Annotated in this window: 21 protein-coding genes; 5 read left to right on the top strand and 16 right to left on the bottom strand. The window is 50.6% G+C overall.

Going from position 1 to position 25037, the window contains the following annotated elements; translation table 11 throughout:
- Window positions 1–60 precede the first annotated feature (60 nt).
- Entirely contained in the window at window positions 61–822 is a 762-nt protein-coding gene (locus MKX98_RS04120; protein ID WP_071221931.1) for a DeoR/GlpR family DNA-binding transcription regulator, read from the top strand.
- A gap of 258 nt (window positions 823–1080) precedes the next feature.
- On the opposite strand, the gene MKX98_RS04115 is transcribed toward MKX98_RS04120, so the two are convergent.
- The 3 genes from MKX98_RS04115 to MKX98_RS04105 all read right to left on the bottom strand — a co-directional run bounded on the left by MKX98_RS04115 (window position 1081) and on the right by MKX98_RS04105 (window position 3493).
- Window positions 1081–1251, bottom strand: a complete 171-nt coding sequence (locus MKX98_RS04115) for a hypothetical protein (protein WP_339221540.1) — start codon at window positions 1249–1251, stop codon at window positions 1081–1083.
- A 526-nt stretch (window positions 1252–1777) separates the two neighbouring features.
- A complete protein-coding gene (locus MKX98_RS04110) occupies window positions 1778–2812 on the bottom strand; it encodes a lytic polysaccharide monooxygenase (protein ID WP_071221932.1) in 1035 nt (344 codons plus the stop codon).
- Between the two features lie 381 nt (window positions 2813–3193).
- Window positions 3194–3493 carry a hypothetical protein gene (locus MKX98_RS04105; RefSeq protein WP_071221933.1) on the bottom strand — a complete coding sequence of 100 codons (300 nt, stop codon included), beginning with the start codon at window positions 3491–3493 and terminating at the stop codon, window positions 3194–3196.
- A gap of 205 nt (window positions 3494–3698) precedes the next feature.
- Between MKX98_RS04105 and MKX98_RS04100 the strand changes: the two genes are divergently transcribed.
- The 3 genes from MKX98_RS04100 (at window position 3699) to MKX98_RS04090 (ending at window position 6301) form a co-directional block, all read left to right on the top strand.
- Window positions 3699–5114: an NAD-dependent malic enzyme gene (locus MKX98_RS04100; protein ID WP_194540851.1), complete on the top strand. Its 1416-nt coding sequence runs from the start codon at window positions 3699–3701 to the stop codon at window positions 5112–5114.
- Window positions 5107–5712 carry a class I SAM-dependent methyltransferase gene (locus MKX98_RS04095; RefSeq protein ID WP_339221537.1) on the top strand — a complete coding sequence of 202 codons (606 nt, stop codon included), beginning with the start codon at window positions 5107–5109 and terminating at the stop codon, window positions 5710–5712. Before MKX98_RS04100 ends, MKX98_RS04095 begins: the two co-directional genes overlap by 8 nt.
- 73 nt (window positions 5713–5785) lie before the next feature.
- Window positions 5786–6301: a DinB family protein gene (locus tag MKX98_RS04090; RefSeq protein ID WP_339221535.1), complete on the top strand. Its 516-nt coding sequence runs from the start codon at window positions 5786–5788 to the stop codon at window positions 6299–6301.
- Window positions 6302–6463: 162 nt separating this feature from the next.
- On the opposite strand, the gene MKX98_RS04085 is transcribed toward MKX98_RS04090, so the two are convergent.
- The 9 genes from MKX98_RS04085 to MKX98_RS04045 all read right to left on the bottom strand — a co-directional run bounded on the left by MKX98_RS04085 (window position 6464) and on the right by MKX98_RS04045 (window position 15792).
- Window positions 6464–7393: an anti sigma factor C-terminal domain-containing protein gene (locus MKX98_RS04085; RefSeq protein WP_339221533.1), complete on the bottom strand. Its 930-nt coding sequence runs from the start codon at window positions 7391–7393 to the stop codon at window positions 6464–6466.
- A 169-nt stretch (window positions 7394–7562) separates the two neighbouring features.
- On the bottom strand, window positions 7563–8987 hold the full coding sequence (locus MKX98_RS04080) for an alanine/glycine:cation symporter family protein (RefSeq protein ID WP_339221531.1): 1425 nt from the start codon (window positions 8985–8987) through the stop codon (window positions 7563–7565).
- A 271-nt stretch (window positions 8988–9258) separates the two neighbouring features.
- The gene (locus MKX98_RS04075; protein ID WP_194540847.1) at window positions 9259–10029 is read right to left on the bottom strand and encodes a MerR family transcriptional regulator; all 771 of its coding nucleotides are present in this window, start codon (window positions 10027–10029) and stop codon (window positions 9259–9261) included.
- A gap of 156 nt (window positions 10030–10185) precedes the next feature.
- Window positions 10186–10959, bottom strand: a complete 774-nt coding sequence (locus tag MKX98_RS04070; protein ID WP_339221529.1) for a hypothetical protein — start codon at window positions 10957–10959, stop codon at window positions 10186–10188.
- Between the two features lie 160 nt (window positions 10960–11119).
- Window positions 11120–11788, bottom strand: coding sequence for a hypothetical protein (locus MKX98_RS04065; protein ID WP_339221527.1), 669 nt, complete (start codon window positions 11786–11788; stop codon window positions 11120–11122).
- Window positions 11789–12074: 286 nt separating this feature from the next.
- Window positions 12075–13268, bottom strand: coding sequence for an acyl-CoA dehydrogenase family protein (locus tag MKX98_RS04060; RefSeq protein WP_339221525.1), 1194 nt, complete (start codon window positions 13266–13268; stop codon window positions 12075–12077).
- Window positions 13269–13379: 111 nt separating this feature from the next.
- Window positions 13380–13883 (bottom strand): GNAT family N-acetyltransferase, encoded by a 504-nt coding sequence (locus tag MKX98_RS04055; RefSeq protein ID WP_194545043.1) that lies wholly within the window; start codon window positions 13881–13883, stop codon window positions 13380–13382.
- 507 nt (window positions 13884–14390) lie between these two features.
- The gene (locus tag MKX98_RS04050) at window positions 14391–15170 is read right to left on the bottom strand and encodes an alpha/beta hydrolase (protein WP_220686606.1); all 780 of its coding nucleotides are present in this window, start codon (window positions 15168–15170) and stop codon (window positions 14391–14393) included.
- Window positions 15171–15186: 16 nt separating this feature from the next.
- Entirely contained in the window at window positions 15187–15792 is a 606-nt protein-coding gene (locus MKX98_RS04045; protein WP_339221524.1) for a TetR/AcrR family transcriptional regulator, read from the bottom strand.
- 276 nt (window positions 15793–16068) lie between these two features.
- On the opposite strand from MKX98_RS04045, the gene MKX98_RS04040 reads away from it, so the two are divergent.
- On the top strand, window positions 16069–19185 hold the full coding sequence (locus MKX98_RS04040) for a glycoside hydrolase family 2 TIM barrel-domain containing protein (protein ID WP_220686608.1): 3117 nt from the start codon (window positions 16069–16071) through the stop codon (window positions 19183–19185).
- Between the two features lie 149 nt (window positions 19186–19334).
- Here MKX98_RS04040 and MKX98_RS04035 read toward each other — a convergent pair whose 3' ends face one another.
- The 4 genes from MKX98_RS04035 to MKX98_RS04020 all read right to left on the bottom strand — a co-directional run bounded on the left by MKX98_RS04035 (window position 19335) and on the right by MKX98_RS04020 (window position 25022).
- Window positions 19335–20402: a hemolysin family protein gene (locus MKX98_RS04035; RefSeq protein WP_194540840.1), complete on the bottom strand. Its 1068-nt coding sequence runs from the start codon at window positions 20400–20402 to the stop codon at window positions 19335–19337.
- A 76-nt stretch (window positions 20403–20478) separates the two neighbouring features.
- Window positions 20479–21777, bottom strand: a complete 1299-nt coding sequence (locus tag MKX98_RS04030; protein ID WP_194540839.1) for a hemolysin family protein — start codon at window positions 21775–21777, stop codon at window positions 20479–20481.
- 506 nt (window positions 21778–22283) lie between these two features.
- On the bottom strand, window positions 22284–22778 hold the full coding sequence (locus MKX98_RS04025) for a pyridoxamine 5'-phosphate oxidase family protein (protein WP_339224308.1): 495 nt from the start codon (window positions 22776–22778) through the stop codon (window positions 22284–22286).
- Between the two features lie 228 nt (window positions 22779–23006).
- Window positions 23007–25022, bottom strand: a complete 2016-nt coding sequence (locus tag MKX98_RS04020; protein ID WP_339224306.1) for an alpha-L-arabinofuranosidase C-terminal domain-containing protein — start codon at window positions 25020–25022, stop codon at window positions 23007–23009.
- Window positions 25023–25037 lie beyond the last annotated feature (15 nt).

Here is a 25037-nt window from a genome sequence, read left to right as displayed (position 1 = left end):
TTGTATGTACAAACGTACCTGCACAGCTCATTGTCTATTTAGGAAGGGAGAAATTATCGATTGCTAGCACATGAACGAAAGAAAAGGATTATTGATTATGTAAGGCAATACCGAACAGCAACGGTTGCTGCGCTGGCATCTGAATTCGGTGTTCACACGGCAACCATCCGCCGCGATCTGGCGGAGATAGAACAGGAGGGCGCTTTGAAACGCACGCATGGCGGGGTCATCATGGAGCAATGGACGCATAACGAGCCGTCCTTTAATGAGCGAACCAACTTTCATCGGGATGAGAAAATACGCATCGGTCAGCTCGCGGCTTCTCTCGTGGAAGACGGGGAGAATATCATCATTGATTCGGGAACAACCACCCTTCATATTGCAACGCATCTTGTGCACCGATCGGACATTACGGTCATTACGAACGATATGAACGTGGCCGTCGAACTTCGCGATGCTCCGGGCATCAAAGTCATCCTGACCGGCGGGGAGCTGTACCCCTCGAGTTACATGCTAAACGGCATGTTTACCGACCATGTGCTGAAATCCCTGCATGTCGAGAAAGCATTTATCGGTACCCCTGCCCTGCATCCTCAGCATGGCCTCATGCACCCGGAAGCGCTGCTCGTCCCGGCCAAGCAGAACATGATTCAGGCCGCAGGTGAAATTGTCGTTGTCACCGACCACAGCAAGATCGGCAAGCTGTCTCTGCACACGGTCGCCCCCAACAGCGCGATACATACTCTTGTCACCGGCACTGAGGCTTCCGACTCGGATATCAAGCCGTTCCAGGAACGGGGCATTACCGTGTACAGAGTTTGAGGCTTTCACACTTTGCATACCTTCATACTTTGCATACATTGCATATCGCATACCTTGCATACTTTCATACTTTGCATACTTTGCGTACCTTGCATACTTTCATAATTTGCATACCTTTGTGTACCTCAGCATTCCTTCGCACACCTAGGCATTCCTTTGCGTACCTTTGCGTACCTCGGCATTCCTGAACTTCTTTCAGATAACACATAAGGCACCCCTAGGGGTGCCTTATCAAGCTGCTGCTTGCTGGCAGCTTGTTTATTTATATTCCACTGCTATGTTTCCCATCCATGCCCGCTCTTTTTTCGCCATCCCCCCGCTTAGACCAAAAGCAATAAGCAGATAATTCACTGAACGTCCAAAAATTACGATCGCTATTTCGTTCAATATGTCCAAAAATACGATCGCCATATCATTCAATATGTCCAAAACTCAACGGTCGACAGTCGATCCAAGCATGCCCCGGGCCACGCACCGTGCGCTCAGGGAGCAGTGCGCACGATGTACTTGTTCTTTGTTATAAGAAATTCCTAACGGACTCAGAATACCTTATTTCATAGAAAACAGCTCTTTTAGTAACTTTAGCGGACCCAGCGGACCTTATTTGCGGTTTTAGTTGGTATTTGCTCCCGTATTTCTCATAATAGCGGATCTGGAGTCCGGTACATTGTGAAAAATCGGGTTATGATCTTAAATAACGGAACTAGGGTCCGTTAAAGTTGACGAAAGCCATGAAATCATCGAATGAAGAACATCGACAGTCAGTGAACCCACAACATTTCGATCGGTAATTTCAAGAGCCACCAGGGACAATGCGTAGTCGACGGAAGCTATTTCCTCTACGCTTATTAATGGAAGTAACAAAAGGAAATCTCCCCCCACTCTCTCATTCCCTGCCCGGCTGCTAAAAAAAAGACCCGGCAGTCATAAGACGCCGGATCTCTCACCCTATCGATTAAGGAATGACCTTCCAAACTTCGGCAGATCCAGGAGTTTCGCCTTGAGTCCACCATCTTGCTTCATAGTTCACGCCGTTGTGGCTGACTTTGCTGCCACCTAAATAAACGGCTGTTGCGCTCCATGCCGGATAGGTCGCTGCGCTTCCGGATGTTGATACGGTAAGCGGAGCGGATGCGGATGATTTGCTGCCCGTACTGCTGACGGCGACCACAGTATACGTATAGGACGTTCCTTCGGCTAACCCCGTATTGGTATAGGAGGTTGTAGTGGAAGTACCTACAAGGGATCCGTCACGGTAGATTTCGTAACTGGAAGCACCTGTGGAAGCTGCCCATGCCAAGGAAACACTGTTGTTGGTTTGGGCTGGGGAAGTAAGTCCTGTCGGTGCCGGTACGCCTGGGTTCGGCGTTCCACCACCGCCAAAGTCCACATCGATAACGTTATAGAAAGCGTTAGCTGTGTCAGCTACTTCCCATACCGCCAGAATGACATGGTAACCGGACTTTGCAGGAACGTTACAAGTGGATGCATAGTTTGTCGGAGGTTTTACACCGCCGTAGTTAATGGAGCAGAAAGGCGTCAGATCAAACGAAGCTCTGCTCAAAGGAGCATTTTGATTCCAGCCGTCTTTTGTAATGTAGTATTTCCAGCTTGCCGTCGCATGGTTGGCTGTCAAATGCCATTGGAACGTTGTGGTTCCCGGGGAAATGCTTACTTTGCTCCAGCGAGTTGCGGATTGCTCGTCAAGTTTAGGGAACACGCCGCCTGCACTGGCGATTTTGCCATCGGCAGGGCCTGCGTTCGGCCAGCCTTTAGGAGCTTCCAAGCTTTGAGGCTCATACACGACTGCGCCGCAATCGGTATTTTGCCCCTGCTTACACAGAATGGCGCGGCTGCCTGGGGAATCGACATATCCGTGGGCAGAAGCTTTATCAGCAAATAATACCATGAACAAGGTCATCAACAACATCGTGGAACCGGCAATGATCAGATTCTTGAGCCAAGTTTTGTTCGGCAAACTTAAAGTCATACAATTAATCCTCCTTTAATATAAAAGATAATAAATAAAGCGTTTACACAACCTCCGGCTGCTCGGCCCACCTCCCTTTCTTTGATCCAGTAGTCACCCTCTTAATTTGACTGATAACTTGATTAAACTTGGAAATCTTCCACAACCATCGTCCAAGCTTTACCAGTACTATAATTATTTTAAAGCATATGGAAGCCCTATCCCATAACACTAATCAACGATTTGTTACACATTTCAATGAAATTGGATAAATATGTAACCTGAAATGTTATGAAAACACACGGAAATTGCAGAAAAAAATCACAAAAAAAGCATGCCTCCCCTGGGGGAACCATGCTTTCGTTCCATGCTGTTCTTTCCGTTTTGACCGCGCAACAACTCCTATTCCACGCCGTCCTTAAAGTGCTTCTGATAATGCTTATCCCCTTTATGCTCCAAGTCCTCGATCGTAAGCTCCAGGGTATGAATGATCTGCTCCTTGACCTGATTCAACGTGTCAAAATACACGTTCTCCTCCGATCCTACAATGCGTGTGCCGCTGAGTGCCTGAACGGCCTGGTAGATCCGGTGCTGTTCGGCCAAATCGTCAACGGCTTTCAACGTATGCTTCATCTGAAGGAACAGATCCCTATGATGCTGGGTCGTCAAACGTTTTTCAAGTTCCTCGATTCTGGCATTCATGGCGCTCCCTCCTTCACAATAAGCTGCTTTTGATTATATTTCCCTGACATTTTGCATTTCCAAAAAATCCTTCTTATATATATCACGGTTTCTTTATACTGAAACAGGAAATTGACCACTGCTCAGCGAACTATGATAACGTTAACATTTTGCATAGTTACATACACTGAGAATGTCGAAATCGATCAAACATTTGGAGGTAACCATGGAAAACAACGGACTCGGAGGAAAGAGCATTATCCTCAGACTAGAAATGAATACACAAGAAATCAAATTCGGTCAGGTAGCATCCGCCATATTTGAAGCCGGGGGAGACATGGTCGCTATCGACGTCATTCAGGCGAGCGGCCACATTACCGTACGCGATATTACCATTACGGTCACGGACAGCGTCGATATCGGAAAAATTACAGATGCCGTGAAAAATCTGAAAGGCGTCCGGCTCGTCAACGTTTCGGATCGTACCTTCCTGCTGCATCTCGGCGGCAAGATCGAAACCCAGCCTAAAATTCCGATCCAAAACCGCGATGATCTGTCGCGCGTCTATACGCCAGATGTTGCCCGGGTGTGCGCAGCCATTCAGGAAGACCCGAAAAAAGCCTTTACGCTCACGATTAAAAGAAATACGGTGGCCGTCATCTCGGATGGAAGCGCCGTGCTCGGTTTGGGCAATATCGGCCCTTATGCGGCCATGCCGGTGATGGAAGGAAAATCGATGCTCTTCAAACAATTTGCAGGTGTAGACTCCTTCCCGATCTGCCTGGATACCCAGGATACGGAAGAGATCATTTCTTGCATCAAAGCCATGGCACCGGCTTTTGGCGGCATTAACCTGGAGGATATCTCCTCCCCGCGCTGCTTCGAGATCGAACAACGACTGCGGGATGAGCTGGATATTCCCGTGTTCCACGATGACCAGCACGGCACAGCGGTCGTTCTGTATGCGGCACTGATCAATGCCCTGAAAATTGTCGGAAAAACAATCGATAAAGTCAGGATCGTTGTGTGCGGAATCGGCGCTGCGGGCGTGGCATGCAGCAAAATCCTCCTGTCGGCCGGTGTCAAGGACATCATTGGCGTAGACCGCGAGGGTGCGCTGGTTGCTGGAAAAGAGTACAGTAATAGTATGTGGCAATGGTACGCAGAGCATACGAATCCGAATAAAGTTGAAGGTTCCCTGCGCGAAGTGATCCAAGGTGCCGACGTGTTTATCGGCCTATCCGCCGGCGGCCTGCTTCGCCGCGAAGACGTACAAGCCATGGCTAAGGATCCGATCGTGTTCGCAATGGCAAACCCTACGCCGGAGATTAAACCGGAAGAAGTCGAGGATATTGTAGGCGTCATTGCAACCGGACGTTCGGATTATCCGAACCAAATTAACAACGTCCTCTGCTTCCCGGGTATTTTCCGTGCAGCCCTGGATTGCAGAGCAACCACGATCAATGAGGAGATGAAACTGGCTGCAGCCGAAGCCATCGCGTCCGCCGTATCGGATGAGGAACGCAACCCGTCGTATATTATTCCAAGCGTATTTAACCAGAACGTCGTGAAAGCCATTCGCGAGCTTGTCGTGAAAGCGGCGATCAAAACCGGCGTCGCCCGGAGAATCCCGCGTGAATAAGCAATCCCTCATTCGGAAGTTCAATAAGCAGGCAGCGATATATGAAAGGAACACCAGACAGCGCAGGCTCGGTGAATGGAGACAGCGGCTGCTTCACGATGTAGAGGGTAGCGTGCTTGAAGTAGCTGTCGGCGCCGGCGCGAACTTCCCCTTCTATCCTCGTGACAAGGTGAACGTAACGGCTGTCGATTTCAGTCCCGAGATGTTAAGCCGTGCACGGCGGATGGCCTCCGAGATGGGTATCCGGGCCCATTTCCTAGAGCGGGATATCGAGACGCTGGAGCTGCCGGAACGTTCCTATGATTGTGTTGTATCCACCCTGTCGCTATGCGGCTACGAGGATCCGGTCAAAGCTCTGAATAAAATCAATCGCTGGGCCAAACCCGGCGGCCGCGTTTATTTACTGGAGCATGGCATGAGCACGAACCGGTTCCTAGGCGCTATTCAGCATCTGATCAACCCGGCAGCACGGCGGATATCCGGCTGTCATTATAACAGGGACATGATCCAGATTGCGAATGCCTCGGAACTGAACATCCTGAAGACAGAACGCTATTGGAACGGCATCGTTCATCTGATCTGGGCGCAAGCAACCTGATCCATTCATTCATTTTGACCTGTCGGCATAAATTTTAACGAAGCTCTTATTAATTAATCTGGAGGAACTTGTTATGAACACAAGGCCTGATTCTAATGAATATTTGCCCCTCGCCGAAAAATACGTCTCTCTTGTCCCCGAAGGCCATATTGCTGAAGTTTTGCAGCGGCAGCATGATGAAACGTTACGATCGCTTAGCGATCTGACGGAAGAACAAGCGAATGTTCGCTATGCGGCAGGGAAATGGAGTCTAAAACAGGTGGTCGGACATATCGCCGATGTAGAGCGCTTATGGAACTACCGCATTCTCTACATCGCGCGTGGAGATGCCCGTGAATTCTCGGGGTACGACCGGGAGATTTTTGTCCAAAATTCTCCCTTCAGCCATCTTCCGTTACGGGAAGCCCTCAAGGATTATGCTGCCGTCCGGCAGTCTACCATTACGCTGGTTGGAAGTTTGACGGAGGAAGCGCTGCTTCGCCAGGGCACGTTCAACAATTACCCGCTCTCCGCCCGGGCAGCCGCCTATGTCGTTGCCGGTCATGAGCTTCATCACCTGAATATTCTACGGGATAAATATTTAACGTAGTTTATAAGGGGCATCCTTACACGGCATTTGGCCTGAAGGGATGCCCCTTGGCATGCTGCCGATCCACATCGTCTGCCTTCACTTCCTTAAATTTAAAAAGGCCTCAAGCTGAGGCCTTTTTTCCATCCATATTATGTAATGGTTTAGCACAGCCTGGCTGTCTTAACTCCAATTCCATACCTCGATGCGGCCCAAACGGAATCCCCAGAATTCCGACTCCTCCTTCAGCTTCTCCAGCTCACGCACAGGTCCCGTAACGGTCGCTCCGTAAACTTGAACCCCATTTTTCTTTAAGTAAGCCAGCCGCAGTTTGTCTTCATCCACACCGTTATATTTGATGTTGTCCGTCATCCATTCAACGTCGGCGATCAGTTGCTGCACATGATCCGTGATCCCGGCATCCATTGAGAAGTAAGTATGCCAGGCAGAAAGAAAATGGTTATCGCTAAACTGAACCTTGGGCCTCAATGTAAAATGGGGGATTCTGTGACCAGCACTGCTAGAGCTGTAATTACCAGGCTTAAATGCCTTGAGTTCACCTGCATATACAGCCATATTAGCTACTCTAACATCGTAGTCCGACAAGAGCTTTAAGACCTGCTCCGGCGACTTCAACGTTCGAAGCGAGAAGAATATTTCCGCCACGTTGCCGTCCTCAAGCTTTTCTAACTGATTCATTGCACCATTCTGATGAAGGGAGTCTGTAATCTTCCCACCCTCCAGCAGGGCAGAGTGCAGGTAAAAGGGATTTCTTTCATCCCCGTTCAGATAATGCCCCCGTTCTTCAATGGAATAGGTCAATTCTCCCCATAACCTCTTCTTCGCGTGAAGCTCTCCAACGATTACCTGCCATTCCCCCACATCCCTGTACACTTTCAGCGTTTTCTTCTGGGTGAGGAAGGGCGTCACTTCTACCGAAGACAAGCCGCGCTTATCTACCACAAGTCCACTCTCATGCAATTCAACCGTTGTCATGACAGACCTTAAGAATTTATCGTTCAGGCCGGATTCTTCATGGTAGATGTAGACGATTGCATAATACACGCCATAAATAAGAAACGCAGCTAACAAAGCATTTATAAGCTGCTTCACCCTTATCTGCCAGGTTATCCGATTCATCACTTCCGTATCCATCTCCTCTCTACCTTCTCATGTAGACAACGGTTTAATCGCGCTAATGTTACGGTAAAATAAGAAAAATCGCTACAGCAGCTGAAGACACGCAGCTACCGTAACGATTCTATATGACGAATATTCTATATTATTTCACTTCAGTGAATGGGGCGTTCTGTCCGTCCCAGCACTCCACATCATCAAGCCCTTTGATGCTATCCTTGGTGAAGACAGGATTCAGGCCTGCCCGTTTCTGCTTCATGTAATCTTGAAGCGCGGCAAAGGCCGTTCGGGATAGCAGCGTAATAGCCACAAGATTCACAATCACCATCAATCCCATGAACAGGTCAGCCAAATCCCACACCAGCTTCACGCTGGTAACGGAACCGAAGATAACCATGGCCAGCACAGAAGCTCGATAAACCCATATCCATGCCCGATTCGACTTCAAAAACTCGATATTGGTTTCCCCGTAATAATAATTGCCGATCAGCGTGCTGAACGCAAACAGGAAGACCATAACGGCCAGGAAGTCGGACGCCCATGCCCCCATCTCCATGCCCAGCGCGGCCTGCGTCAGGGCGATTCCATCAAGTCCGGTCTGCTGATAGGCACCGGTAAACAGAATGATGAAGGCGGTGCTTGTACATATGACCAGCGTATCGATCAATACGCCCAGCGCCTGCACCAGCCCTTGCTTGGCTGGATGGCTTGTCGTTGCGGTAGCCGCTGCGTTAGGCGCGCTCCCCATGCCGGCTTCGTTGGAGAACAGCCCTCTTTTGATCCCGTTCATGAGAGCGGCACCGATCGACCCGCCAACAACCTGCTCATAGCCGAACGCGCTTTTGACGATAAGAGTTAAAACTTCCGGCAGCTTGGTGATGTTCGCCAATACGATAAACAGCGCGGCACCGACATACAGGACAGCCAATACCACAACGATCAGCTCCGACATTTTGGCAATCCGCTTCACGCCGCCAAAGATAATAACCGCGAAGATAACCGCCATAATAATGCCGATGGTTAATCGGTCAGTTCCGAATGAATTCTCGAAGGCAATCGTAATCGTATTGGATTGGACCGCATTAAAGACAAGACCGAAGGACAAGGTGATCAGGATCGCAAACAACACGCCCATCCACCGTTTCTTTAATCCTTGCTGCATGTAATAAGCGGGACCGCCGCGATAACCACCCGCCCCATCTTTTACTTTATAGATCTGGGCCAGCGTACTCTCGATAAAACTGGATGCCGAACCGATAAGCGCAATAATCCACATCCAGAATACGGCCCCGGGTCCTCCAAGCGAGATGGCCAGAGCCACCCCGGTTATATTCCCTGTCCCGACACGGGCTGCCATACTGATGGCAAATGCCTGAAAGGGCGAAATGCTTCCCTTCGCTTTGCTCTTGGGTTCGCGGATGACCCGGAACATCTCGCCGATCAGGCGAAATTGCAGAAACTTGGTCCCCACCGTGAAATACAGGCCAACGGCAATCAGCAATACGATGAGCAGCTTAGACCATAAAAAATCATTAAAGATATTGACTACATTCTGTACAATTTGATCCATATTCTACCCTCGCTATAGAAGTCATCACCCATGGTGTAGGTTTTGTGTAAAATAGTCCACGTTTCATCTAACCATTACTTCCCCATCCAATACAAGAGGTTAATTGTGGAAAATGCTGCACCTAACCTGGGCGGTTACGTCATTTCTTATTCGCGGCGATTCTTTGTTGATCTCAAGGCGGGGATTTTCGGACATTCATATTAAAAAAGACCCTCTCCTCTGCGTGTTAAAGCGCAGGGAAAGGGTCCTGTCATCATGTCAGGCTGCCTAACTATGATGAAGAGTTCATGCCCGTATAGACCAGAATCGCATCGCGGAGGAATACCGCCGTTCCAGGCTGCTTCTCATCGTAATGAGCGGTAAAGCGCTCATCGTCAACATACATCTGGGCGAGACCTGCGTGGGCCTCTTTGCTGTAATCGTTCCAATAATAAGTGAGCCAGCGCTTGTGAAGATCGGCCGCCTTTTGGGCCAGCTCACTGGCAGGATCGCCTTGCTTAAACGCTTCGGCCAGCGTCTCGTACAGCTCATCAGCCAGGCGCGTTATTTCCTCATGCTGTTCTTGCGTCATATTCTTCAGCTGGGCATTGGATTTATTTACAATCTCATCGCCATACTTCTCGCGAATCTCCTTACCGTATTTCTTCTCATTATCATCAATCAGCTTCTGCTTGAATCCTTCAAATTTCTCTTGGTCACTCATGGTTATTCTCCCTTCGGCGGAGGCGATCGTGTTCTCCACATTGGTAATCAGCAAATCCAATTGCCTTCTTTTGTCTAGGAGCTGCGCATGGTGTTCTTGGAGCGCCTTGATTCGGTTGAAGGATGGTGAAGTCATAATCTCTTTGATATCGTCCAATTGAAGCCCGAGCTCCCGGTAAAACAAGATCTGCTGCAATTGATTGACCTCCTCCTGCCCATAAATCCGATATCCCGACGAGTTGATTCTGGCCGGCTTCAGAATACCGATCTCATCGTAATAACGGAGCGTCCGGGTACTTATTCCTGCCAACCTTCCAAGCTTCTGCACCGTGTATTCCATGGTTTCTCACCTCCTGACAACATCAATGTACACCTTTACGTAACGTTAAGGTCAACACGCTGTGCAAAAAAATTTTAAATTTCTTAAATAAAAAAGAAACTGAATGTATTCTCAACAGAATATCATCCAGTCTCCCCTACGATCCACTTCAGTATGTTACTCCGCGTCCGCTTCCGTGTCTGCCGCAGGATCTGCTGCCTCATGAGCGTTCGTATACTTCTCGTTCACCCACTGCTTCAACGGCTCGGTCATTTGATCCTTCAGCTTCTGAATCAATTGATCCTCCGTAATCCCCTTCGCGGCCGCGATCTCGGCTAGCGACTGCCCTTCCTTCATTTCTGCCTTCAATTCGTCCTCAGATAATCCAAGCAGAGCTGCAAGTTCCTCCGGTTTACCGAATGTGCCGAAGCCTCGGCTGCCTTTGCCATGGCCTTTTCCAAAACCGGCTTCGCTGCTCTCCACGATTTGAGTAAGACGGTCGCTCAGCCCCTCTTTCCACTCGGCTGCTTCGGTTTCCGTAATGCTGCCTTCACTCAGGCGTTCATCAATCTTGGCGGTTTCCAGAACGGTCAACTTCTGCACAAACACGGATTGGGTTATTCCTTTGCCTTCGGCAATTTCAACAAATGTGCTGCCTGCTTCAAGCGCTGTGCGAATCTCTGCCTCCGTGAGCCCAAGAACTTCGGCCGTCTCTTTGACGATGTTTGCGCCGCGAGGACCGCCACCCTTACGTTCCATCCACTTTCCATCTCGGTTCTTGCCTGCATCGGCAGCTGATGAGCCTGTCCCCGTCTGTCCATCCTCGGATACCGAGGTGGAAGCGTCTGTGCTCGTCGCGGCAAAAGCCTTGCTCTGAAGATACCCGGCTCCCCCTAGCACAATCGCTGCTGCCATACTGCTTACTAATACTTTTTTACTAATCGGATTCATCGTCATCTCTCCTTAGGTTCATGGTTTGTCTTACAATTTGAAGTATAGAGAGGGAATCTGAAAGTAAACTTAGGGCAACGTTATGCCAGGCTTAGGCTCAGCTGAAGGTTTGCTGAATGTGACGGTATGCCAACGGGCCTCAGCACATCATAAAAAGCAACTACCGAAAAGACAACGTACGGTAGGAGGCCAGCTTGCGAACCGTCAGCCACAAGGATAAGAGGAGAAGCAGCTCAAATACGTTCGTGGCAGCCGAACTTTCGATCGGAATCGAAATGGCGCTCCCGGCAGCCATCAGCACCGTACCGATAAACAACAGCGGCGTCTTTCTCCTCCGCCATACGATAACGCCTGCCATCAGCAGAGGGATCAGGATCAGGATGACCATGAGCGGCGGCCCCCCGGATTCGGTCGGAACATAACGAAGCGCTCCGTATTCCATGGAAGGCTGGAGCTTAAGCGGCAGCGTCTCCGTCAACACCTCCAGCACAATAAGCGCTGCGGTCAATATCCAGGCTCCCCAAGCGGCAGCCCGCTTGTTGGCCCAAGGGCTTCCTGCCTTGCGGATCAGATCGAACGACACGAGCACAAGCAGCGGCGTTGCCAACGCATGCACCCAGAAACGCGTAAAGTTCAGCCCCTCCAGCAGATCCCCCTCCCCGATGTATTTCCCGATGCCGATCACGCAATTATCCCAGACCAGTCCGGCCGTCACGATCAGCAGCAAATACCGAAGACCCGGCGAAGAATCACGCTTCAACACCACGCACCCATACAGAAGCAGCGCAGCATATACAACGGCCAAGCCCAAATACAGTACAGAATCCATGGTCCATATCTCCTTTCATCTTAACGCCTGACGATCGGATCTTGATTGACCCTGTTGCAGCACGTACTGATAGGTTTTATACCCGTTAGCCCGCCATCCTAACCCAAGTGTATGTATATGAAGCAGGGGAGACTAACGATGTGGAGATTTTTAATGGAGTCACGAAGAAGATCCTCTATCCAGCGCAAAAAACCGCCGGAGACATCCCTCTCCAGCGGTTTCTATCCATAGATCCTTCACGAATTCATATGCAATCCATGCTTCCCATTCAATCGGATCAAGCGTCTTACTTCCCCTTCTCCTCAACTTCCGAAATAGCCCGGTTGGCCAGATTCGTCAGCACGACATCGTCCATGGGCGGATTATGAAGACCCGCCCGGACATCCCTGTACATTCGTTCCAACGGAAGCTGCCGGGAGAGACTCAATCCTCCAACGATCCGCATCGCATGATCGACAATCCGGAGCGCTGCATTGGTCACAACATATTTGGCAAGACCCAGCTCAGGCTTAAGCGCAGGGCGGTTCTTCACTTCCTTGTCCCAGCGGTCGGCGGTTTGATATAAATAACTGCGGGCCGTAAGCAGGTCCACTTCGATTTCGGCGATATGTCTTTGGATATTCGGCAATTCGGCAATAGGGACCGTCAAGGAGTTCGGTTTATGATGACGGGCAAAATCGATGGCAAAATTGCGCGCGGCATAAGCAATCCCCATATAACATGCCGGTATGTGAAGCAGAATGCCTTCCGTCGGCACGGGAAATTCAGGCTTCTCATAATCGAGTCCCCGAATCACTTCCGCCTCCGGCACGAAGACGTCCTCCAAAATCATGTCATGGCTTCCCGTAGCGCGCATGCCCATCGTATTCCAGGTTTCCTCGACCTTGACCCCGGGTCCACTTCGAACGAGGAATGCACCAACCTTCTCGCTATGCTCGATACCGGCCGTAACCACAAACTGCTTCAAGATCGGGCTTAATGTGCTGAAGGTTTTGCGTCCGGTAATGCGCCAGCCGCCCGACACTCGCCGTGCCGTGGTCTCCGGCCTCCCACCCCGGCTGGGACTTCCTGTCGCAGGTTCGCTTGCCAGTTCATTAATGAGCACGCCTTCAGCTACAACGTCCTTGCACAGCCTCTCAAATAAAGGTTCCGGCCAAGCCTCGGATAGGCGCAGCTGGAGTATTTGCCCGATATGCCAACCAACCGCCAGCGCCGTAGAGCCGTCGCCTCTGGCGAGTCGTTCCTGGGCAAGCACCATTTCGTATACGGAGGCTTCGTCTCCTCCATAGGATGCCGGGACGGTCAGCTTCAGATAACCCGACTCCTTCAGATCATCAAAATTTTCGAACGGAAACGAACCCTCCAAATCGTGCCGTGGAGCTCTTTCCGCGAATTTCGCCCCAAGCTTATCGGACCGAGCTGCGATCATGGCTTCGCGTTCATTACGTATGAATGGATCTGTGGAACCGGATCGATTCAAGTTCGTCCCCTCCTTGCTAACCCTTGTATTCCGATGGATATATACTTAAAATTGTAGCAACCCTATTTGGGGGTGTCAATGAAGGAGGGCGCCGATCGCCGCTCCCCCCCTTTAGTTCGGATATATCCAGTGTATGATTTCCGAATCCTCGTGACTCTTCTGGAATCCCAGTTTAAGCAAAACATGCTGAGAAGCCGCATTTCCGGGTTCGCATCTAGCGATGATGGATTTGACGTCCCGCTGCCCCGAAGCCCAATCCAATAGTTTCTGCGCCGCTTCATGACAGTAACCTTGTCGCTGATGGCTTGGATTGGTCGCAAAGCCGATTTCGATTCTGCCCTCCGGATCAGGATCTCCCAAGAATCCGATGCCGCCGACAATATCGCGCGTGGCCTTGTCTACCATAATCCATGAATCAAACCCCCGCGTACCCTTATTCTTGACCAACAACTCCCGGAAAAAAGGCAATGCCTCATAAAAGTCGGTGCCCGGCCATTCGCCGTTACTGTGGTATCCTAAATCCTCGAATGCCTTCGGATCCCGGCGCGATGCCGCGTCAATCAAATCCAAATCCAATGTTTTAAGCAGCAAACGTTTTGTTTCCAGTTCCATGATGTGTTCACCTGTCCTTCTTAACATTTATTTTTATTAGAAAACATAAACAGGCGGAAAATGAACTTGAGTCATTCTCCGCCTTTATATGAAGTCTATATGCTAATTGCATCCATAAGAAAAACATCAATCAACGCACTTCATAGATGACAGACCGCGTTTAGATGAAGTTTTCTTGCGATTATCGAATGGTTCAGCTTAGCTGAAAACTTACAAATTCAATAATCTAATAAAAAATCCGCGCTGCAGAAGCAACGCGGATTCAAGACGCAAATAGGATAGCCTACCCAAGGCTTCCTTGATCTCCGCAGTTCTTAACTCCTCCATATCCGGCTGAAGAATGCACCTTGAACTAAACCTAGCCAATGGCGGCTATGTCAGGCGTTCCTCAGAACCTATAGGTTCAAACAAAGTTAAGAACAATAAATCTCTCCTTAAAGTAGGTTTTACATATTGTACCTATTACCAGATGAGCGCGTCAAGCTGTAAAGCCCCCTTCTGGTCATAAGACTACATCGCGTTCTCCTTCAGAAATGAAGTGATGGATTCATTCACTTCATCCGGATTATCCATATTCGTTGCATGGTGAGCGTTCCGGATGATTCTTAATCGCGAATTCGCCATTCTCTCCTGCATGTACGCCTGCTGCCTTCGGATCATCGTGTCGCTCTCTCCTTGAAGAAGCAAGGTCGGACAATGGATCTTATGCAGATCCTGCGTGCTGTCCATTCGGGTCACTGCATCCCATATCCGAACCCAGTTGGAATGCGGGATGGAGCAAAAGGCTTTCTCTATATAAGCTTGGTTACTCTTGTTGTACTTGGACAGCATTTTCGCTTGCCATTTTCCCGATAAGGACATCGGCATCAAGTAACTTGACCAGCGATTCAGCGGCACGAACATTCGCTCATACCAATTGAACGCATTCGTGAACGGCGTGCCGATCAGTACCAGGGCTGCAACCTTCTCAGGATAGCGAACGGCCGTCTGCAGCGAAATATGCCCGCCCAGGGACAGCCCGCAAAGAATCGCTTTTTCAATGCCCAGTCCGCTTAGCAGATCCGCCAAATCCCTGCTGAAATCCTCCGAATCCACCTTTCCGTCCGGCAAGGAAGAGGAACCATGCCCCCGGATATCCCATACCAAGGTCTGATACTGACGTGAGAAATAATCGACTTGCGGCCGCCATTGTTCATGATTCCATGAGGCACCATGCGTAAAAACAAGCGGCTTTCCTTCTCCCTTTACTTCATAGTACAGATCGACTTCCCTTCCTTTGAAAATCGGCATATAACCATCCTCCTTGCTATATTTGAAAAGATTGCGTACCGACATTCCGTAACGGAGCAAATATCACCTGAAAGCACTCATCAAACAGTTCCTCCAACGTTCGGTTTGACTCTTTAATCCAGATCATCATAGCCCCGCTGATAGCGGCTTGCAGTACCCGGCTAACCATAGCCACGTCGCATTCTGCGATTTCTTTGTTCGTAATCGCCTGGCTCAGCAACTGTCGGGTAAACGCATCGATCAGCTGCAGTCGGTACCGGGTTTTCTCCATCAAATCGGGGTCATTCGTCCCTTCTAAATAGAAGGAAGTATGGTTCGCCAATTCAACAGGATCTTTCATATGGGAAACCGCATGCATAAATACGGCCTTTAGTGCATCAAGTCTCGATTGATCGGATAGGCTAGCCTCCTGGAAGGCATATCTGGTTAGTTCAATAACATAATCGCTATAGGCCAGAAACAAATTCTTCTTCGAACCGAATCGCTTCATTAAGGCTGCCGGTGAAATATTCACTTCATGTGTGATGTCGGTTAATGCTGCTTGTCCGTATCCTTTTTTGGACAGTGCCCGGTAGACACCGTAGAAGATAGCCTCATCTTGAAATTCGCGAGGTCTTACCATGCGTAATCTCCTCCCCATAGTTAGTGAATGATCATTTACTAACTATTGTTTCATAAACTTTCTCGAGTGTAAACCGTGAAATGCCTGGAGATGAACTCGCACATCAACATACGGCCTGCAGCCAAAAAAGGCTCGGTCCCCCTCCGCTGAACACTCTGGTGAGTAAATCAAGCTGTCTTTTTTAATAGAAAAACGCAACTTCTTTATACTCTTGGAGCGAATTAACCTCTATACTGACAGTAGAAGGAAACCATAATCTAGGAGGAGCTGAGCACATTGCGTACCAAATTCATTTACCAGGCACCTGCAAACGGTTATCCCGAATGGAATAATAATCCGAATATTTTTCAGCTGAACCGTCACAAAGCCCATGCTTACATGATGACGTTCCCATCGGAGTCTGAGGCGCTGGACCGTGCCCACTCCATGTCCCCCTGGTATCAGTCATTGAACGGGATGTGGAAGTTTGCGTTTGCCGAAACCCCTGACAAGCGCATCCAGAATTTCTATGAGGTCGATTATGATTCCGGCAGCTGGGCCGATATGCCCGTCCCTTCCCATTGGCAGCTTCAAGGCTATGACTATCCTCAATATACAAATGTTAGATACCCCTGGTCCGAATCGGAGCCGGAATTGAAAGCCCCCTTCGCGCCAACGCGATACAATCCCGTAGGCTCCTACATCCGTGAATTTACGGTGCCGGACACTTGGAAGGAGCAGCCCGTGTATATTAGCTTCCAAGGTGTTGAATCCGCTTTCTATGTATGGGTGAACGGCGAGATGGTCGGATACAGCGAAGATACGTTTACGCCGGCCGAGTTCGATATTACGCCCTATCTAATCGATGGCGAGAATAAATTGGCTGTAGAAGTGTATCGCTGGTGTGACGCGAGCTGGCTGGAGGATCAGGATTTCTGGAGGCTTAGCGGGATTTTCCGCGAGGTCTACCTCTATTCCGCCCCGGCCATCCATATCTCCGATTTCTTCGTGCGGCCGGTTCTTGATGACGAATACCGGGATGCCGAGCTCGAGATTGATGCAACCGTTACGAATTACTTTAATGAAACCATCGATAAGGACAAGCTTCAGCTTGAGGCGCTGCTATACGACCAGGACCGTCAGCTGGTTCGGAAACAAACGCTCGCCATAGCGGATTACATTCTGGAGGAGAGTACCTTCACCCTGAGCATGAACGTCCCCGAACCAAGAAAATGGAGCGCGGAATCGCCTTATCTGTATACCGTCGTTCTTGCATTAAAGGATACGGACGGAGCATGCCTTGGAGCCGTAAGCTGCCGCACCGGCTTCCGCCGCTTCGAGCTGAAGGACGGATTGATGCGCATTAATGGTCAGCGCATTCTGTTCAAAGGCGTGAACCGGCATGAATTCTCCCCGGATACCGGACGGGCGCTTAGCCGCGAAGACATGATCACCGATATTGAGCTGATGAAGACGCATAACATTAATGCGGTACGGACCTCCCATTACCCGAATCAATCCGCATGGTATGATCTCTGCGATGAATATGGCTTATACGTGATCGATGAGACGAATCTGGAGACGCACGGAACATGGGAGTATGGGCAGCAGGAACTGAAAGAAACGGTCCCCGGCAGCAAGCTCGAGTGGCGCGACAATGTTTTGGATCGCTGCCAATCGATGTTTCAACGAGACAAGAACCACCCCTCCGTCATCATCTGGTCGCTTGGCAATGAATCCTTCGGAGGCGACAACTTCATTGCGATGCACGATTTCCTGAAGGAGGCCGATCCATCGCGGCTCGTTCACTATGAAGGGATCTTTCATTACAGGGCGTCCGAGGCGGCTAGCGATATGGAATCCACCATGTATGCAAAACCTCAGGAAGTGGAGAAGTATGCAACCAGCAACCCGAGCAAGCCTTACATCATTTGCGAATACAGTCACGCGATGGGCAATTCCTGCGGCGGTCTTCACCTGTATTGGGAGCTGTTTGAGAAGTATGACATTTTACAGGGAGCCTTTATATGGGACTGGATTGATCAAGCGATCCGTACCCAAACGGCCGACGGTATCGAATATTTAGCGTATGGCGGGGATTTCAACGAAAAGCCGCATGACGGCAATTTCAGCGGAAACGGGCTGATCTTCGCGGACCGCAGCAAAACCCCCAAGCTGGACGAAGTGAAAAAATGCTACCAGAACGTCAAGTTCGAATGTTTGGACATTGCTGTTGGTCGGATTCGGGTCAGCAACCGTTTCTTGTTCACCAATCTCGATCAGTATCTTGTGAGATGGAACATTCAGCTGAACGGAGAAGAAAGCCAATCCGGCACGCTCCAGCTCTCGCTCCAGCCCGGTGACCATACCGAAATCGAGATTCCGTATTCCCCTATAGAGGACGGTGGAAAGGAAGCGGTGCTCACCGTCTCCCTGGTTCGTAGGGAGAGCGCCAAGTGGGCAGCCGCAGGACATGAAGAGGCTTGGGAGCAGTTTGAGCTAACGCCCTATATAGCGAATAGATCGGAAACGGACGCTCTTTCAAACGCGAAGACTCTGGAAGTTACCGAATCGGAGGAAGAGCTTCTCATCGCGGGTTCAGCCGTTTCGTTACGCTTCCACCTGGGCACCGGCGATCTGACATCTTACGCGCGATCCGGCAAGGAGTACCTGCTGGCGCCGGCCAGACCGAATTTCTGGCGAGCCGTGACTGATAACGATCTGGGCAACCGGCTCCCTGAACGCTGCGGCGTGTGGAGAACGGCCCACGACCGGCGGAAACTGCTGTCCCTGCGCTGGCATACGGAAGGTCCTGCCGTCGTGGTCTCCAGTCACTACCAGATCGAGACGACTCCTATATCCGGACTGACCTTGGAGTATCGAATCTTTCCGGATGGAACCATCCGCGTGCAAGAAACCTTTGTCCCGGGCAGCGGTCTGCCTGACATCCCGGAAATCGGCATGCTGTTCTTGCTGGATGAAGGCCTCGATAAACTCAGCTGGTACGGCCGGGGGCCTCATGATAATTATTGGGACCGAAAGACGGGAGCCAAAATCGGTCGATACACGGGAAGAGTCGCCGATCAGTTCGTTCCTTATTTGAGACCTCAAGAATGCGGAAACAAAACGGATGTCCGCTTCGCGAGCCTTACCGAAGGAAGCAGCGGGGAAGGTCTGCGGTTCGAAAGCTCCTCCCTCATGGAGTTGTGCGCCCTGCCGTGGACGCCGGAGGAACTCGAGGGCAGCGACCATGCGTACAAGCTCCCGCCAAGCGATAAAACCGTCCTGCGCATAAACTACAAACAAATGGGCGTAGGCGGCGACGACAGCTGGGGAGCGCCAATCCATGAAGAATTCACGCTGCCAGCGAACCGTACGTACAGCTTCGGCTTTACGATGGGGGTAGCACGCTGAACCTAATCAATAGGAAAAAATACAAAAAAGAGCAGCTTCGTATTGAAGCTGCTCTTCTCATGATCCCGCAAGAGCATGCCCTCTCACTACCGAGCGGGTAGCAAAAGGCATTATCTCTTAGAACGTCCCCGATGCTATTTCGCCATCGCTTAGACCTGTGCACCCTGCAGCTCGCGGCGATCCGATTCGTCCCGGATGTCACCCACGATTTCCTCCAGAATATCCTCCATCGTCACCAGACCGATCACCTCGTCGGATTCGTTCGTGACGACGGCCATATGAACGCGGATTTGCTGCATCTTGATCAGGACGTCCTTAATCGAAGAAGACTCCGGAAAACGCGGCATGTCATGAATAAAGTCATTCACGCTGCAGTTTCTCCCGGCCGCTATGCCCGTCAGCATCTCTTTCGTATGGATAAACCCGATGAAATCCTCCGCACGTCCCGCTTCCGTCACCGGATAACGGGTATAGTCGTAATCGCCGAGAACTTCCAGGATATTGGCAAGGGGCCACCCTCGTTCTACCGTGACGATGCGATCTTTCGGGACCATGATTTCCCGCAAAGTGCGCTCTTCAAAAGCAAATATATTGGTCAAATACCCCATCTCGGTCTGGTTAATTTCGCCGCTCTCGTAGCTCTGATCCACAATCCACTTCAATTCCTCTTCGGAATGGACCGTTTCATGCCCTGCCGGCTTTACACCGAATAGTCGAAGCAGATGACGCGAAGCTCCATTCAGTGCATAGATGAACGGATACATGATCTTCCCAAACCAATACAGGGGAGATGCCAGCAGCAGCGTCATTTTCTCGGCAAATTGGATCGCCAATGTCTTTGGTGCCAGTTCCCCGATGACGACGTGCAGGAATGTAATGATCCCAAGAGCAATGGCATAAGAAAGTACCGTTGCAGCGGCCGCCGGCACGTCGAATCGTTCAAACAGCGGATGGAGCATCCTTTCGACGGTCGGCTCGCCCAGCGCGCCCAGCACGAGGGCCGTAATCGTAATTCCAAGCTGGCAGGCGGACAAGTAGTAATCCAGCTCATGGGCTACCTTTCTGGCCGTAACCGCCCGTTTATTCCCTTCTGCGATCAATTGATCGATCCGGGACAGCCGCACCTTCAAGATGGCGAATTCGGCGCCAACGAAAAATGCAGTCAGTCCTATGAACACGGCAACCAAAAATAAGTTTAATGCGATTATTCCGTCCAATAATTTCCCTCTTGCGAGGGATTCACCTCCAAAAAAGTTATGGTCTGAATGTACAGGAGATCATGCCCTTCCTGGATCATCCGTGTCTGAGAATGACGTGTTTGATCTGAAAATTATCCGTTTCCGCTACGGCCCATATATGCTCGCCATGCTGAATCTCATCGCCGTCTTGAGCTGTTGTGCCTTTCTTGTACTGTATCCAGCCGCCGATCGTATCCATCTCCTCGTTATCCTCGAATACCAAGCCGAAGCGCTTCTCAAGCTCCTCCAAGAGAACCCGTCCGCTAATCAGGTATTCGCGTTCCCCAATCTTCCGGATATCCGCTACTTCATCTTCGTCGAATTCGTCGCGAATTTCCCCTACGATCTCTTCCAGCACATCCTCAAGGGTCAGAATCCCGGCCGTACCGCCGTATTCATCAATCACCAGAGCCATATGCATCCGCTCCTGCTGCATTTTCAACATGGCATCCTGGATCGGTGTATTTTCAAGCACGACCGGGAGGTCCCGAACGAATTCCTCCAGCTTGCGTTCTCGTCCGGCCACGATGTGGGGCAGCATCTTTTTCACGTTGACGACGCCAACCACCCGGTCCTTGCTCCCATCCTCGATGACAGGGTACCTCGTATAGTTGTGCTCATCCAGGATACGGACGATGTCCGGGTATTTCATTCCTTTATCCAGGGTGATCAGATCCGTTCTCGGTACCATAATGTCTTTGGCCACCCGCTCATCAAACGAAAACACGTTTTCCATGTAAGCCAGCTTGGTCCCATTGATCTCGCCGCCCTGAAAGCTCTGCGCCATGACGATGCGCAGTTCCTCTTCCGAATAAGCCTGCTCATGCGGAGCAGGTTTCACGCCGAACGAACGAAGCAGCACGCGCGAGGCCCCATTCAACGCCCAAATGAACGGATACATCAACTTTCCGAACCAATACAGCGGGGCTGCAAGGAGCAGCGTCGTCTTTTCCGAGAATTGAATAGCCAAGGTCTTGGGCGCCATCTCCCCCACCACGACATGCAAAAATGTAACGAGAATGAACGCAATGGCGTAAGAGGCAATCGAGGCCGTTGAAGCCGATACGTCAAACCAATCGAATACGGGGTACATGAAACGTTCAACAGCCGGCTTGCCGATGGCCCCAAGCCCCAGCGCCGTCACCGTAATGCCGAGCTGGCAGGCCGAGAGATAGTAATCGAGATCGCCGGCTACCTTTTTGGCAACAACCGCCTTCTTGTTTCCTTCCACAATCAATTGATCGATCCGCGACATGCGGATTTTAACAACGGCGAACTCGGACGCCACGAAAAAAGCTGTCAACGCAATCAGTATGGCAAGAATGATTAAATTAGTGATGGTAATTATGTCCAATAATTTCCCTCTTCAGAGGGATTCACCTCCAGATTGAATTAAATGCCCTATGTTTGGGCATCAGAACAGGTCATGTCGATATACGATATTTCCATAAAAAAGAGGTAGTTCGCAGATGAGAGTATTACAGCCTAATTCCGCATTCGGATCCATTTGCAATAACGCCTTCCCAATGAACTCCCTCCTCTCCTGGAATCTATTTTTCATATTTATGAAAAAAGTATATCATAACGGATGCCAAACCATCCAGTTGCACGTTATGGTTTGGGAGCGGATTTCAATACGAATTCACATAATTCTCACTTGTTTGATGAGGTATATTCTTATATATGTTAAATCTGTCCTGTTATGTATTAAAATGCTCACAATCTCGGTGCTTATCCAAACAAATCAAAAGGTCGCCGTCTTGAAGGATATGCGCATGCGGATTTAACATACTATTAAAAAACCGCAGGATCATGGCTGGATCCTGCGGTTTTCCCTCTGCTAATTATCGTACCTCGTAATCAATGGAGATCAACGGTTTTGTTAATATCCGAGTCGCCCTCCGGCTCTTGGCCCACCATTTTCTTGAAGAAGGCTTTTACCGTTTTGGTTTTGTTTCCGGTTTCCCAATACTCTGCGGTGTCCGTATCCACCTTGATCAGAATAATGTTAGGATCGTCGTAGGACGTCTGCAGAAACTTCTCATATGCCGCGTTCCAGAGCGCCTTTTTCCGTTCTAGGTCGTCCACGGCTTGGGCCGTTCCCCGAATCGATACATAGGATTTGCCGACATAAGCGATATTGACGTTGGGATTAGCCATAATTTCTTGATATTTGCTGGTGTCCCTTTTCGTCAAAAACCACAAATCGCCGTCGAATTCGATATCCTGCGTTTGCATCGGTCTGGAGTTGATCCCGCCCTCCGATATCGTGGAGAACATCGCCGTTTCAATATCCTTGATAATATCCTTCACGGTCTCGACCGCTTCCCGGTTCACTACGGTTCCGTTTGACATCTCAATCACCCCATCCTTGTATTTAGTCTCTAATTACACTTCCCATAAATAAGTTAAACGATGAATCCTTTATAACTCCGTTTCCCTTTGCTGAGTCATCCATTATGATAAGACAAAGCTTTAACCGTCGCCTGCACCAAAAAAAGCCGGAAGCTGCCAGCGCATTCCGACTTTTTTGCGGTCGATTCATTTAGAAGCTTACTTCATTCCTTTGTACCTTGCGCCACACTATGAGCGTGCTTTGAATTCAAGTGCGTAAATGGATGAAGGCCGTAACAGGTGCCCCCGCTGCCATGCCTCTGCCGGCACTTTACTTTCCTGGCACACGATGTGATCCGGCTGGAACACTGAGTTTATATCATCGTAAGAATTGCCGGTGATTTCATAAAGGATCGATTCCCCGGAAGCTTCGAAGGCCTGCAGATCCAGTACGGCCGTTACCTCCTCCAGGCTGCGGTTAACGATAAATACGGTGACTTGGCTGCCGTCGTCATTCGTCCCGGCCACAATGTCCAGTACCGGAAGCGCATCAAGCTCCATAGGCGTCTCCTTGTTTGAGGCCACGGAGAAAGTGCCGCATTCCGCTTGGACGGGGAGAAGACGACGGACGTCGCGATTCGCGTAAAGCTTTAACACTTCATAGGTCGGCGTCCCGTAAATCGTGAGCGGAAGCCCGCTCCATCCGGGCTCCTTGCCGCAATACTGATCCGCGTAGTAGTCCCCGACCCGTATGCATCCTCCGAGCCAGCCATTCACAAGATCGGAGAAGCTGCCGATATGCACCATGTCGCTGCAGCGAATCATTTCGTTCAGGTTGGCGGCATTGGCCACCGCGGCACCTAATGTATGCTCGTTCGGCAGCCCTTTTCGCACCGTATTTGGATAGTACATCGTGTTGTATTCGGTGATCGCCAGCTTCACGTGACTATGCTTCGACTGGGATCGGATCAACTCCGTTGTCTTCCGGATATGGTGCCGGGTCCACTCGGGATAAGAGGCGATCGCTTTATAGCGTTCCTCTGCCGGCGTATCCCGGTTCATGCCGAAGGGGCCATAGCCGTGATATAAATGCAGCGTCAAGTAGTCCATATACTCGCCGGCCAGATCCAGCACGGCCTTGTTCCATTCCTGCTCGTAATGCCCGCAGGCCAGCAGCACGATAGAAGCGTCCGCCTCCTTCATGGCCTTGGCAAACGATATGGTCCGCTTCGCAAACTGTTCTGCCGTACAAGTGCCGACCTGCCATTGGCCCCATACCTCATTGCCGATCTCCCAATACTTGACGTTGTATGGCTCAGGGAAACCGTTTCGGGCACGTAAAGCGCCCATGGGTGTATCCACGCTCCCATTGCAGTATTCGATCCACTGCGCAGCTTCTTCAGGGGTACCCGATCCATCGTTCACGCAAATCAGGGGCTCCACCTGCAGCTCGCGGCAAAAGCGGATGAATTCGTCCGTGCCGAAATATTTGCTGGTCCATCCTCCCCAGGCTTCGTTGTACATGACCGGTCTCTCCAGAACCGGACCGATGCCATGCTCCCAGTGGTAAGCGCTGATGTAATTGCCCGCGAGCCTCATCATGCCCGCATTCAGCCCTCTCGTCATCTCGATCACTTCACGCTTCACCATCGCGATGCTATCGATCGGCAGCAGGGACGCGTGATCAATCCAGAGCATGCCGGTGGAGACGTGATCGATCCACCTTGGATGCTCGGCCGGAACATACACCCGGATCTCGGCATCACTGCAAGCGCGTGTGATCGACAGCTCACCCACGTATTCATGCCAGTTGTGGCTGCCGAGCTCCACGCGAAGCTGTCCAAGCGTTTCTTCCGTACGCCGGTCCACGGCTTCGACCATCGCGTATTGAAGCTCGATGGAAGCGCGGGCAACAAGCCGGACCGTATACTTCATCGGACCCTTTAATGCCGCTTTCTGCGCAATGCCGGCATAGGCTTCGTCATCGCTCAGGATCCGGATGCGCTGGGCGCGTCCCGAATGCCGGGGCGCCGGGGCTTCCATGGCGTACCCGGTGTTGCGCCCGTTGGTATAGGCGCGCCAGCTTCCCGACACCGGCGTCTTGGTCTCCGCCTCGCTTTCAAAATCCATGTCCCTCAGTGGAAACGCAAGCATCGCCTCCATATGATCCCGAATATCCTCCACAAAATGACCGAACAGGTAAGGATTGATTGTGTGCTCGCTCTTGCGGCTGCAATCAATGGTAATCGCTGCGTTCTTATTCAACATATAACCTCCCCA

This window comes from Paenibacillus sp. FSL W7-1332 (genome assembly GCF_037969785.1).
Lineage (GTDB): Bacteria > Bacillota > Bacilli > Paenibacillales > Paenibacillaceae > Paenibacillus_AQ.
The sequence above is the reverse complement of the archived record's forward strand: the minus strand, read 5'-3'. Positions and strand labels throughout refer to the sequence as shown.

Excerpts from the sequence above, each read along its gene's own strand:
- MKX98_RS04110 (WP_071221932.1), bottom strand. The coding sequence starts at position 2,812 with ATGACTTTAAGTTTGCCGAACAAAACTTGGCTCAAGAATCTGATCATT.
- MKX98_RS04105 (WP_071221933.1), bottom strand. The coding sequence starts at position 3,493 with ATGAATGCCAGAATCGAGGAACTTGAAAAACGTTTGACGACCCAGCAT.
- MKX98_RS04100 (WP_194540851.1), top strand. The coding sequence starts at position 3,699 with ATGGAAAACAACGGACTCGGAGGAAAGAGCATTATCCTCAGACTAGAA.
- MKX98_RS04090 (WP_339221535.1), top strand. The coding sequence starts at position 5,786 with ATGAACACAAGGCCTGATTCTAATGAATATTTGCCCCTCGCCGAAAAA.
- MKX98_RS04080 (WP_339221531.1), bottom strand. The coding sequence starts at position 8,987 with ATGGATCAAATTGTACAGAATGTAGTCAATATCTTTAATGATTTTTTA.
- MKX98_RS04075 (WP_194540847.1), bottom strand. The coding sequence starts at position 10,029 with ATGGAATACACGGTGCAGAAGCTTGGAAGGTTGGCAGGAATAAGTACC.
- MKX98_RS04070 (WP_339221529.1), bottom strand. The coding sequence starts at position 10,959 with ATGAATCCGATTAGTAAAAAAGTATTAGTAAGCAGTATGGCAGCAGCG.
- MKX98_RS04065 (WP_339221527.1), bottom strand. The coding sequence starts at position 11,788 with ATGGATTCTGTACTGTATTTGGGCTTGGCCGTTGTATATGCTGCGCTG.
- MKX98_RS04050 (WP_220686606.1), bottom strand. The coding sequence starts at position 15,170 with ATGCCGATTTTCAAAGGAAGGGAAGTCGATCTGTACTATGAAGTAAAG.
- MKX98_RS04045 (WP_339221524.1), bottom strand. The coding sequence starts at position 15,792 with ATGGTAAGACCTCGCGAATTTCAAGATGAGGCTATCTTCTACGGTGTC.
- MKX98_RS04025 (WP_339224308.1), bottom strand. The coding sequence starts at position 22,778 with ATGTCAAACGGAACCGTAGTGAACCGGGAAGCGGTCGAGACCGTGAAG.